The organism is Mycobacterium decipiens, from assembly GCF_963853665.1.
Taxonomy (GTDB): Bacteria; Actinomycetota; Actinomycetes; order Mycobacteriales; family Mycobacteriaceae; genus Mycobacterium; species Mycobacterium decipiens.
This window is the reverse complement of record NZ_OY970459.1, coordinates 1,620,796-1,632,915: the sequence shown is the minus strand read 5'-3', so window position 1 is coordinate 1,632,915 and position 12,120 is coordinate 1,620,796. Positions and strand designations below refer to the sequence as shown.

7 protein-coding genes are annotated in these 12,120 nt (G+C 64.2%); 5 read left to right on the top strand and 2 right to left on the bottom strand.

All coding sequences use genetic code 11. The annotated features are described in order from the left end of the window. Positions 1 to 10 precede the first annotated feature (10 nt). The 5 genes from AADZ55_RS07550 (at position 11) to AADZ55_RS07530 (ending at position 4,949) form a co-directional block, all read left to right on the top strand. The gene (locus tag AADZ55_RS07550; RefSeq protein ID WP_085325464.1) at positions 11 to 1,006 is read left to right on the top strand and encodes an ATP-binding cassette domain-containing protein; all 996 of its coding nucleotides are present in this window, start codon (positions 11 to 13) and stop codon (positions 1,004 to 1,006) included. After that, the gene (locus tag AADZ55_RS07545; RefSeq protein ID WP_085325409.1) at positions 1,003 to 1,869 is read left to right on the top strand and encodes an ABC transporter permease; all 867 of its coding nucleotides are present in this window, start codon (positions 1,003 to 1,005) and stop codon (positions 1,867 to 1,869) included. Before AADZ55_RS07550 ends, AADZ55_RS07545 begins: the two co-directional genes overlap by 4 nt. Next, positions 1,866 to 2,696, top strand: coding sequence for an ABC transporter permease (locus AADZ55_RS07540; RefSeq protein WP_085325410.1), 831 nt, complete (start codon positions 1,866 to 1,868; stop codon positions 2,694 to 2,696). Before AADZ55_RS07545 ends, AADZ55_RS07540 begins: the two co-directional genes overlap by 4 nt. A gap of 48 nt (positions 2,697 to 2,744) precedes the next feature. Further along, positions 2,745 to 4,016 (top strand): phthiocerol/phthiodiolone dimycocerosyl transferase, encoded by a 1,272-nt coding sequence (locus AADZ55_RS07535; protein WP_085325411.1) that lies wholly within the window; start codon positions 2,745 to 2,747, stop codon positions 4,014 to 4,016. A gap of 219 nt (positions 4,017 to 4,235) precedes the next feature. Then, a complete protein-coding gene (locus tag AADZ55_RS07530) occupies positions 4,236 to 4,949 on the top strand; it encodes a rhamnosyl O-methyltransferase (RefSeq protein WP_423202391.1) in 714 nt (237 codons plus the stop codon). Positions 4,950 to 4,958: 9 nt separating this feature from the next. Here AADZ55_RS07530 and AADZ55_RS07525 read toward each other — a convergent pair whose 3' ends face one another. Beyond that, positions 4,959 to 5,087, bottom strand: a complete 129-nt coding sequence (locus tag AADZ55_RS07525; RefSeq protein WP_278248611.1) for a hypothetical protein — start codon at positions 5,085 to 5,087, stop codon at positions 4,959 to 4,961. 137 nt (positions 5,088 to 5,224) lie between these two features. Then, on the bottom strand, positions 5,225 to 11,560 hold the full coding sequence (pks2, locus tag AADZ55_RS07520; RefSeq protein ID WP_085325413.1) for a sulfolipid-1 biosynthesis phthioceranic/hydroxyphthioceranic acid synthase: 6,336 nt from the start codon (positions 11,558 to 11,560) through the stop codon (positions 5,225 to 5,227). Between the last annotated feature and the right edge of the window lie 560 nt (positions 11,561 to 12,120).

Sequence of the window (12,120 nt, the reverse complement as noted above, 5' to 3'; positions counted from 1 at the left end):
GGAGGATCGGATGCACAACAACGACATGGCTGTGGTGGTTCGCGGGGTTCGCAAAACCTACGGCAAGGGCAAGATTGTGGCCCTGGACGACGTCAGCTTCGACGTTGGACGCGGCGAAGTGATCGGTTTGCTTGGCCCGAACGGGGCCGGCAAGACCACCATGGTCGACATCTTGTCGACGCTGACCCGGCCGGATCGAGGCTCGGCGACCGTCGCCGGCTACGACGTCGTTGCCGAGCCGGCCGGTGTGCGCCGTTCGATCATGGTCACCGGACAGCAGGTGGCCGTCGACGACGCGCTTTCCGGCGAGCAGAACCTGGTGTTGTTCGCCCGCCTGTACGGGCTGAGCAAGTCTGCGGCGCGCAAACGCGCGGCTGAACTGCTCGAGCAATTCAGCCTGGCGCACGCCGGGAAGCGGGCGGTGAGCACCTACTCCGGCGGGATGCGTCGACGGATAGACATCGCGTGCGGATTGGTGGTCCAACCCCAGGTGGCGTTCTTGGATGAGCCCACCACCGGGCTGGATCCGAGGAGCCGGCAAGCCATTTGGGATCTGGTTGCCAGCTTCAAGAAGCTCGGCATCGCGACGCTGTTGACCACGCAGTATCTCGAGGAAGCGGATGCGCTCAGCGACCGGATCATCTTGATCGATCACGGCAAGATCATCGCGGACGGCACCGCCAATGAGCTCAAGCACCGCGCCGGTAGCACATTCTGCGAAATCGTGCCGAAGGATCTGAAGGATCTGGACGCTATCGTCGCGGCGCTTGGTTCGCTGTTGCCCGAACAAAGCAGGGCCATACTGACACCCGAATCGGACCGGGTTACGATGCCGGCGCCAGACGGCACCCGCACGCTCATCGAGGCCGCGCGCCGGATCGACGAGGCGAATATCGAACTGGCCGATATTGCGCTCCGCCGGCCATCGCTCGACGACGTATTCCTTTCCATGACAGCGGATCCCAGCGAATCTCTGAGCCATCTGGCGTCGGCGGCGATGCGATGAGCGCCCCCGCCCTAAACCCGACGCCGGCCCCGACCTTCAAGCGGCTGAGCGCGGGTACGGCGAGCCCACGTCGCCCGTCCGCGCACCTGCAGTTGTGGGTGCTCTATCGGCGTTTCGTCGCGCCGGGTCTGCGCAACGGTGAACGAATCACCACCGTCGGCGCGCCGATAGTTTTCATGGTGGGTTTCTACATACCGTTTCACCTGCCGTGGAACCAGTTCGTGGGCAGCTCGGGCGTCGCCAGCAACATTGGGCAATACATCACGCCGCTGGTCGCCCTGCAGGCCGTGACGTTCGCCGCGATCGGGTCGGCGTTCCGAGCCGCAACCGATTCTCAGCTGGGCATCAATCGACGGTTCAGGTCTATGCCGATCGCCCAGTTGACGCCGCCGCTTGCCCGCGTGTGGGTCGCCGTGGACCGATGCACCACGTGTTTGGTGGTCTCGCTGATCTGCGGCCACGTGATCGGATTCCGCTTCCATCGCGGAACCCTCTATATTGTCGGCTTTTGTGTACTGGTGATCGTGATCGGGGCGTTGCTGTCTTTCGGCGCTGACCTGGTGGGCACCGCTAGCGGGAACCCGGACGCCATGCTGCCGCTGCTGACCTTGCCAGTTCTGATCTTCGGGCTGCTGTCTGTCGGTCTGATGCCACTAAAGTTGTTCCCGCATTGGATCCATCCCTTTGTCCGCAACCAACCAATCTCGCAGTTCGTGGAGGCGCTGCGCGCATTGGCCGGGGATACGACCAAGTCAGCGTTACCGGTGACCTGGCCTGTCATGGCCCCGACGTTGGCGTGGCTGTTCGGTTTCCTGGTGGTCCTGGTGGCCGCATCCATCCTCGTTCTCTCCAGACGGCAGTGATCCCTATGACAACTCAGCAAGTCGGGTTTGCACCCGTGCGTGGGCATTACCCGGACAACTCGATTCGACCGCTGGTTACCCAGACTCTGTTGCAGACTAAGCGGCTACTCACCCGGTGGGCGCGTGACTATGTCACCGTTACCGGAGCTGTCGTGCTACCGATTCTTTTCATGGTGGTGCTGAACATCGTGCTCGGTAACCTGGCCTACGTCGTAACCCACGACAGCGGGCTCTACAGCATCGTTCCGCTGATCGCGCTCGGCGCCGCGATCACCGGATCAACGTTCGTGGCTATCGACCTGATGCGTGAGCGCTCCATGGGCCTGCTTTCCCGACTGTGGGTGCTGCCCGTGCACCGGGCATCGGGCCTGATCTCTCGAATACTCGCAAACGCGATTCGGACACTTTTCACCACGCTCGTGATGCTGGGTACCGGGGTGGTACTGGGTTTCCGGTTCCGGCAGGGCTTGGTCGCGAGCCTGATGTGGCTGTGTGTTCCGGTGATACTTGGCATCGCAATCGCAGCGATCGTCACCACCGTGGCGCTCTATACGGCGCAAACGGTTGTGGTGGAAGGCGTTGAGCTGGTGCAAGCAATCGCGATCTTCTTCTCCACCGGTCTGGTACCGCTGGACTCATATCCAGGCTGGATTCAGCCGTTCGTCGCCCACCAGCCGGTGAGCTACGCCATCGCGGCGATGCGCGGATATGCGATGGGCGGTCCGGTGCTATCTCCGATGATCGGGATGCTGCTGTGGACCGCGGGCATTTGCGCCGCATGCGCCGTACCCCTGGCCATTGGCTATCGACGGGCCAGCACGCATTGACCCAGCATGCGGTGGCCCGGCATGCAGTGACCAGTTGGGAGTCTTGAGGTGTTTCCTGGATCGGTGATCCGAAAGCTGTCACACAGCGAGGAAGTCTTCGCGCAATACGAAGTTTTCACTTCCATGACGATCCAGCTGCGCGGTGTTGTCGATGTCGATGCGCTGTCGGACGCCTTCGACGCGCTCGTAGAAGCCCACCCGGTGTTGGCCAGTCACATTGAGCCAAACCCCGATGGTGGTTGGAACCTCGTTGCCGACGACCTGCTCCACGCCGGGATAAGTGTTGTCGACGGCAACAACGGGGCACCGTCGGGCGTTGGTGAGACACCCGCCGGAATTCGGCTCGATCAGAGCCTGTCCCTGCTGCATCTGCGGCTCACGCTCCGCGAGGGAGGGGCCGAGCTGACACTCTATATCCACCACAGCATGGCCGACGGTCACCATGGGGCCGTTCTCGTCGATGAGCTGTTCTCCCGCTACACCGACGCGGTGGCTACCGGTGACCCCGGTCCGATAACCCCGCAGCCCACGCCGCTGTCGATGGAGGCCGCGCTGGAACAGCGGGGTGTGAAGAAGCAAGGGCTGTCGGGAGCCGAGCGCTTCATGCCGGTGATGTATGCCTATGAGATCCCAGCCACCGCGACGCCGGACGTCCTCGCGCATCCCGGATCGCCCCAAGCTGTTCCGGTCACCAGACTCTGGCTTACCAAACTGGAGACATCGGACCTCATGGCGTTCGGCCGTGAGCATCGCCTCAGCATCAACGCCGTGGTGGCGGCGGCAATCCTGCTGACCGAGTGGCAACTCCGCGAAACCCCACACGTCCCAATTCCCTACGTCTATCCCGTCGACTTGCGATTTGTTCTTGCTCCCCCGGTGGGTCCGACCGAAGCTACCAACCTACTCGGGGCGGCCTCCTACCTCGCCGAGATCGGGCCGGACACCGACATCGTCGATCTGGCAACCGATATCGTTGCCACACTTCGGACTGACTTGGCAGATGGCGTGATTCAACAGTCGGGGCTCCATTTCGGTACGGCATTCGAAGGAACTCCCCCCGGGCTGCCACCGCTGGTCTTCTGCACTGACGCCACTGCGTTCCCGGCTATGCGCACTCCGCCGGATCTCAAGATCGAAGATATTCAGGGCCGATTCTATTGCTCCATCAGTGTCCCCCTCGATCTCTACTCCTGTGGCGTCTATGAAGGGCAATTGATCATCGAGCATCACGGACACATCGAGGAACCGGGAAAGTCCCTCGAGGCGATCCGTTCCCTGCTGTGCACTGTTCCCTCGGAGTACGGCTGGGTCATGGAGTGAGCCTGAAGGACCACCCGGCGCGGATCGGCTTGCGTCTCATCCCCATAGCCGCGGCCACCCAGAGAGTCAACTAGTGTGGACAGGAATGCGGACATTCGAATTTCCGCGGCCATATTTGAGTCAGCGCTGACGCTATCGGTTCTCGTAGAGAGACTGGCCGAGCAACCAATATTCCAGTGACCACGGACTGGCTAGTGAGGAGATGACAGTATGGACGTGATGGGCCTATTCATGCGGCTGGCCGAAATAGTGAGAAAACTGGCGAGTGCGGTGGCTCAATTGGTTTACCGACCGAGTGACTCGGCAACTGAGGAATACCACAAGTGGTACTACAGCAACTTGGTGTGGAATAAGACCACTTGGATGGGGATCAAATGTTGGAAATCGGTCAGCGACATGTGGAATTACCAGGAGATCCTGATCGACTTAAAACCATCCCTGATCATCGAGTTCGGCAGCCGCTACGGCGGCTCGGCGCTATTTTTCGCCAACGTCATGAGACATACTGGTCAACCATTCAAAGTACTTTCCGTGGACATCTCCCAGAAGGCTCTCGATCCGGCAGCCCGGCGCGATCCAGACATCATGTTCCTTGAATCGCCATCCACCATCCCAGCCGTTGCCGAGCACATCCAGCGCCTCAAAGGCGAATACCCTGGCAAGATCTTCGCCATCCTGGATAGCGACCACTCGATGAACCACGTACTGGCCGAGATGAAGCTACTGCGGCCGTTACTCTCCGTCGGCGACTACGTGATAGTGGAAGACTCCAACATCAACGGACATCCCGTCCTTCCCGGGTTCGGCCCCGGCCCGTATGAAGCCATTGAGGCATACGAACATGAATTCCCACACGACTACAAGCATGACGTGGCACGGGAGAACAAATTCGGCTGGACATGTGCGCCCTACGGATTCCTGATCCGCAACTAGCGGCTCGCGCTATTGATTTGCGTTTGACACAAAATCGGCGGTGATGCGCCGGACGGCGACTTCCAGCGCCGCGAACCGGCTGGTGTCGCCGTGCGCATGTAGCGCGTCACCCAACGTGCACACCGTGATCCGCCGCATGCGACTGCGGATAACCCCGCGAAACGGCCACCAAGGCCGTTTCAACGGAGCATATCGCTGCTAGCCAAGACACGACGAACCGCAGCGTGCCAATTTGAGCGCACGAAGAACCCTTGCGGTACAGCCGAATTCGGCTCCTATGATGCCGCCGGTGCCGCCGCCTCCTCCTCGGCCAGCGTGTCCGCCAAATGCTGGGCCAAGGCGCGCGCGGTGTTGTTTGTGGCGATTACCTTGGGGGTCAAGCGTATCCCGGTCTCGGTTTCAACGTGGGTCCGCATCTCGAGCATGCCCAGGGAGTCCAGGCCGTACTCGATGAATGATCGGTCGGCGTCGATCGTGCGACGCAGGATCACACTGGCCTGCTCAACTAGCAGACGCCGCAGCCGGCCGGCCCATTCATCTTGGGGTAGCGCAACTAGCTCCATGCGGAATTTGCTTGGGCCCCTTGAGCCTTGCCCAGTGGATGCGAACATCTCACCCCACGGGCTGCGGCGGACGAGATCGGCCAGCCATGGCGCCCCGAGGATCGGAATATAACCGCTGTAGGCGCGGTCATGGCGCACCAGCGTCTCGAAGGCATACGCGCCTTCGTCGGGGGTGATCATGATTTCGCCCCCTTCGGCCAAGAACGTGGCGCGGCCGACCTCTCCCCACGCACCCCACGCAATCGCGGTGACCGGTAGGCCCTGAGCGCGGCGCCAGTGGGCGAAGACGTCGACCCAGTTGTTGGCCGCCGCGTAAGCGCCCTGACCTGGTGAGCCCAACAGTGCCGCGCCCGAGGAGAACAAGCAGAACCAGTCCAGCGGCTGCCCGATCGTGGCGCGGTGTAGGTTCCAGGATCCGTAGACCTTGGGCGACCAGTCCCGGTCGATGAGCTCGTCGGTGATGTTGGTCAGTGTGGCGTCCTCCACCACCGCCGCCGAATGCAGCACGCCGCGCAGCGGAAGCCCGGTGGCGGTCGCAGCGCTCACCAGGCGCTGCGCGGTGTCGGGTTCGGCGATGTTGCCGCACTCCACCACGATGTCCGCCCCAGCCGCGCGCAGACGCTCGATGGTCTGGCGGGCTTTGGGGTTGGGTTGTGAGCGCGCGGTCAGCACGATCCGGCCACAGCCCCCCTCGGCCAGCTTCGAGGCGAAGAACAGACCGAGGCCACCCAAGCCACCGGTGATGATGTAGGAGCCGTCGCGCCGGTAGACCGGAGCTTGCTCCGGCGGCACCACGACGCTTCTACTGCCACTGCGCGGTATGTCGAGCACGAGTTTGCCGGTGTGCTCGGCGTTGCTCATTGCACGGATGGCGTTGGCCGCATCGGCCAGCGGATAGTGCGTGCATTCCGGTGCGGTCAGCACGCCGTCTGCGGTGAGCTTGTACACCGTGGTGAGCAACTCCCGGACCCGGTCCGGCTGGGTGACCGACATCAGCGCGAGGTCCAAGTAGTAGAAGGTCAGGCCGCGACGGAACGGGAACAGCCCCAGCCGGGTGTTGCCGTAAACGTCGGCTTTGCCGATTTCGACGAAGCGTCCGCCGAAGGCCAACAGCTCCAGCCCGGCACGTTGCGCGGCACCGGTCAGCGAGTTCAGCACGATATCCACGCCGTACCCGTCGGTGTCGTTGCGGATCTGCTCGGCGAATTCGACGCTGCGCGAGTCGTAGACGTGCTCGATACCCATGTCGTGCAGCATCGCTCGCTTCGCCGGGTTGCCGGCGGTCGCGAAGATCTCGGCTCCCTTGGCGCGGGCGATTGAAATGGCCGCCTGCCCCACGCCGCCGGTCGCGGAGTGAATCAACACCTTGTCACCGGCCTTGATCTGAGCCAGGTCGTTCAGCCCATACCAGGCGGTGGCGTGCGCGGTGGCCGCCGCGATCGCTTGCTCATCGGTCAAGCCGGGCGGAAGGGTGGCCGCCAGGTTGGCGTCACAGGTGAGGAACGTCCGCCAGCAGCCGCCTTCGGAGAACCCGCCAACACGGTCACCGACCTGGTGACCGGTGACGCCCTCCCCGACCGCAGTCACCACACCGACGAAGTCCATACCCAACTGCGGCTCGCGGTCGTCGATGATGGGGAATCTGCCGAACGCGATCAGAACGTCGGCGAAGTTGATGCTGGACATGCTGACCGCGACCTCGAGCTGTCCGGGGCCGGGCGGAACCCGGTCACTCGCGACGAATTCCAGCGTTTGCAAGTCACCCGGCCTGCGGACGTGCAGCCGCATACCGTCCTGCTCGGGATCCAACACCGCGGTTCGCCGCTCCTCATGGCCGAGCGGACTGGGAGTCAGCCGGGCCACGTACCAGTCGCCATTCCGCCAGGCGGTCTCGTCCTCTTCGGATCCGCTCAGCAGTTGTTGAGCCACCCGTTCAACGTCCGTGTGCTCGTCCACGTCGACCAGGGTGGTGCGCAGCATTGGATGCTCGCTACTGATCACCCGTAGCAGACCACGCAGCCCGGCCTGCTCCAGGTTGGCTCTTTCTCCCGAGTCGTGCGACTTCACTACCTGGGCTTGTCTGGTCACGACGAACAGACGCGGCAGCTCGCCCTCCAATTCAGCCAGCTCCCGGGTGATCCGAACCAGATGGCGGACCTGTTCGCGACCGGCCAACAGACCTTGCTCATCGGGGTCGCCGCCGCGTGGCCCAAACAGGATCACCACACCATCGCGGCCACGCAGCTGGCTGCCGAGCTTCTCGAGGCCAGTGGGATTGTTCGGCGGGGCGTCCTGGATCGACCAGGACAGGCTGGCGCATTCGGTGCCTTGGGGACCATGGGATTTCAAGGCATCCGTCAACGCGGAAGCCAACATATCGGGGGTGTCCGCGGCGTTGGACGCGTCGATCAACAGCCATGATCCGGCCTCGGCGTGGCTGACCTCGGGCAGCGTTCGCTGCTGCCATCCGAGCGTCAGCAGCCGCTCACTGAACTGGCGGTCGCGCTCGCCGCTTTCGGAGGTCCCAGTTCCCATATGTAGCCCGCGCACCGCCAACAGGACGGTCCCATGCTCGTCCAGCACGTCGAGGTCAGCCTCGCCCCCGGTGGCCCCGACCTTGGTCAACCGCGTGTAGCAATAGCGCGCATTGCGGGTAGGTCCGTAGACCCGCAGGCGGCCCACACCCAGCGGCAACAGCAGGCCCCCCTTGCCGGCGGCCTTGGCCGCATCGACGCCGGCGCCGACGGATTGGAAGCAGGCGTCCAGCAGCGCCGGGTGGATGTGATAGGCGCTCTGCTGGAAGCGGATCGAAGCGGGCAGCGCGACCTCGGCCAGCACCGTGCCGGCTTCCTCCTCGGGGGTGCGCGCGGTAGCCAGACCGGCGAACGCCGGACCCAGCGCAACACCACGCTGCGCGAACGATTCGCGCATGTCGGTCCCGTTCACGCTGGACGGATGGGCTTCCAACAGGGCAGCGATGTCATACGCCGGCGGTGGGCAATCGTCATCCGCGGCGGCGTGCAGCGTTGCGGTGGCGTTGCGCGTCTTTTCACCGTCGGAGTTCGCCTGCACCATGAAGTTGACGACACCAGGCGCATCCACCGACGCGATGGCGTCGATCGGGGTCGCCTCGTCAAGCAACAGCATCTGCTCAAAGGCAATGTCGCGGACTTCGGCCGCTTCGCCGAACACCTCTACGGCCGCGGCCAATGCCATTTCGCAATAGGCGGCGCCGGGCAGGGCTGCGACGTTATGCACCTGGTGGTCGGCGAGCCAGGACAGTGCCGAGGTACCGACATCGCCCTGCCAAATGTGGCGTTCGGGTTCCTCCAGCAGCCGCACATGCGAGCCCAGCAGCGGGTGCACGGTGACGGTGCAGGCACCTTGTGCCCGCTGTTCTTGCCCGTCGGTGTCGATGAACAAGTGGGCGTGAGTCCACACCGGCAGCGGCGCATCCAGCAGCCGGCCAGCGGGGTACAGCGCCGAATAGTCCAATCCGGCGCCGGCGCTATGCAGGTCCGTCAGCAAGCCACGCAGCCCGTGCGGCAGCGGCTGCTCCCGCCGCATGCCGGCCAGGGCGGCAACCGACATGTCGAGGCCGCGGGCGGTCTGCTCGACGGCGTGGGTCAGCAGCGGGTGCGGCGACAACTCCGCGAAGACCCGGTAGCCGTCCTCCATCGCGGCCTGCACCGCCGCGGCGAACTGCACGGTGTTGCGCAGGTTCTCCACCCAATAAGTTGCATTGCACACCGGCCGCTCGCGCGGGTCGAACAGGGTCGCCGAGTAGTACGCAACCTTGGGTGTCATCGGGGCTATGTCGGCCAGCGCCGCGGCCAGCTCGTCGAGGATCGGGTCGACTTGAGGTGAATGCGATGCCACGTCGACGGCCACCTCGCGCGCCATCACGTCCCGTTGCTCCCACCGCGCGATCAGGTCGCGCACGGTGTCGGTGGCGCCGCCGATCACGGTGGACTGCGGCGAAGCCACCACCGAGACCACGACATCCTCAATGCCGCGGGCCATGAGCTCGGAATTCACTTGCTTGGCAGGCAATTCCACCGAACCCATGGCGCCGCCACCGGCGATACGGGTCATCAGCTTCGAGCGGCGGCAGATGACACGCGCCGCGTCTTCCAGCGACAGCGCCCCCGCGACGACGGCGGCGGCCGACTCACCCATCGAGTGTCCGATGACCGCGCCCGGCCGCACCGCGTAGGTTTGCTCCATGGTGGCGGCCAGTGCGACCTGCACGGCAAACACCGCCGGCTGTACCTTGTCGATCCCGGTCACCGTCTCCGACGCGGTAATCGCCTCGGTCACCGAGAATCCCGATTCCGCGGCGATCACCGGCTCTAGCTTGGCGATGGTGGCCGCGAACACTGGTTCGCTGGCCAGCAATTGCTCGCCCATCGCGGCCCATTGCGACCCTTGCCCGGAGAAAACCCACACCGGTCCCCGATCGCCTTGTCCCACCGCGGCGTCATACAGGGCGTCACCGTCGGCCACCTCGCGCAAACCCTCGATGAGCTCCGGCAGGTCGGCGGCAACCACCGCGGTGCGCACCGGCCGGTGCGCGCGGCCTCGCGCCAGTGTGTAGGCCAGATCCGAAGGCGTCACCGAGTCCTGGCGGTCTTCCACCCAGGTGGCGAGCCGGCGTGCGGTCTGCCGCAGTGCATCGCTGGACGTGGAGGACACCATGAACAGCCGCCGGCCCGCTGTCGCGTCGCCGGTTGACGTTTCGGGTGCGGAAGCTTCTGCGGGGGCTTCTTCGACGATGGCGTGCACGTTTGTCCCCGACATCCCGAACGAGGACACCGCGACTCGCTTCGGCGTGTGCTCGTCGCCGTTGGGCCATGGCGTAACCGCCTGCGGCACAAAGAGTCCCGTCTCAATGTCGGCAAGCTCATCGGGCAGCTTCTTGAAGTGCAGCAGCGGCGGCACCACCCCGTGCCGTAGCGACAGAATCGCCTTGATCAGCCCAACTGTCCCTGCCGATGCCGTGCTGTGCCCCATGTTGCTCTTGGCCGAGCCAAGCGCGCACGGCGTGCCCGCTCCATATACCTGCGCCAGGCCGCGGTACTCAATCGGGTCACCGATCGGTGTGCCCGTGCCGTGCGCCTCCACTACACCGACCGTTTCGGGCGCCACACCCGCCGTCGCCAACGCCGCACGATACACAGCGACCTGGGCGTCCTCGGACGGCATCATGAGTGTCTCGGTGCCGCCGTCCTGGTTGGCGGCCGTACCGCGCACCACGGCGAAGATCCGGTTACCGTCACGCAGCGCATCCGGCAGTCGCTTGAGCAACACCATCGCGGCGCCTTCGGAACGCACAAACCCGTCCGCGTCGGCGTCGAATGACTGGCACCGACCGCTTGAGGAAAGCATGCCCTGCGCGGACGCCGCCACGCTGGCGTGCGGCTCCAACAGCACCGCGCAGCCACCCGCTAACGCGAGGTCGCTTTCGCCGTCGTGCAGGCTACGGCAGGCCAGGTGTACCGCCATCAGGCCCGAAGAGCACGCGGTGTCAAACGTCATCGCGGGACCGTGCAGGCCCAATGCGTGGGCGATCCGCCCGGACGCCACACTGTTATTAAGACCGGTAACCACGTACGGGCTCGCCAATCCGCCCGCAGCGGTCGTGAGTACGAGGTAGTCCTCGTGAGTAAGGCCAGTAAAGACAGCGGTCGAGGACCCGGCCAACGACGCTGGGTCCAGGCCGGCGTGCTCGATCGCCTCCCATGAGGTTTCCAGCAACAACCGCTGCTGCGGATCGATCGAGGTGGCCTCCCGCTCACTAACCCCAAAGAACTCAGCATCGAACCCGGCGACGTCGTCGAGGAACCCACCCCATCGCGACACCGACCGCCCGGGGACCCCTGGCTCAGGGTCGTAGTAGTCGTCAGCGTCCCAGCGGTCGGCTGGAACCTCGGTGACCAAGTTGTCGCCGCGCACCAGCGACTCCCATAGCTTGTCGGGCGAGTCGATCCCCCCGGGAAGCCGACATCCCATTCCGATGACCGCAATGGGAGTGACACGTGTTTCCATCGCTCTTCAACCTCGTCTCAGTTCAACCGTGCTACCCGACGACATGACCGAATTTTTCACAGGGCAACGAACGGCCACTGTGCCGTTGTCTCTTTCCCTAACCCAAGCCAACCTGGATCTCGACACCAAAGGTAGGACTTGGCGTCCTAAGCTTAGACGCTCTTTTGGGCTCCGCGCGGACCCAAATTCGAATTCCCCTCGTTTCGGCCGGGTCTGAGCCGGTTGAGCTGGGCAAACGGGATAGGTGACCGCCGCGCGGGTCCAGAATGCGGTGGGCGCGACCCAGCATCGGATGCGGTCTGGCCAACCGCTAGGGGCCCGGCGCCGCCGCTAGCACGCGATTGAGCTGAAAGATCCCGACCCCCACGGCTCAAGAAATGCCGGACCAACTCGACACGAACCTGGTCCGTGTCAACGACGCCACCCATGGCCGGCCACTGTTGCAGACCGCTGCGAGCCCAACAACGGAACATCGGTGGATGGGTCGGTGGATATGGAATTCATTGCGCTCCAATGGATTTTATAGCGGGGATCACCTGCTCCACCCGGACTCGCCGCTA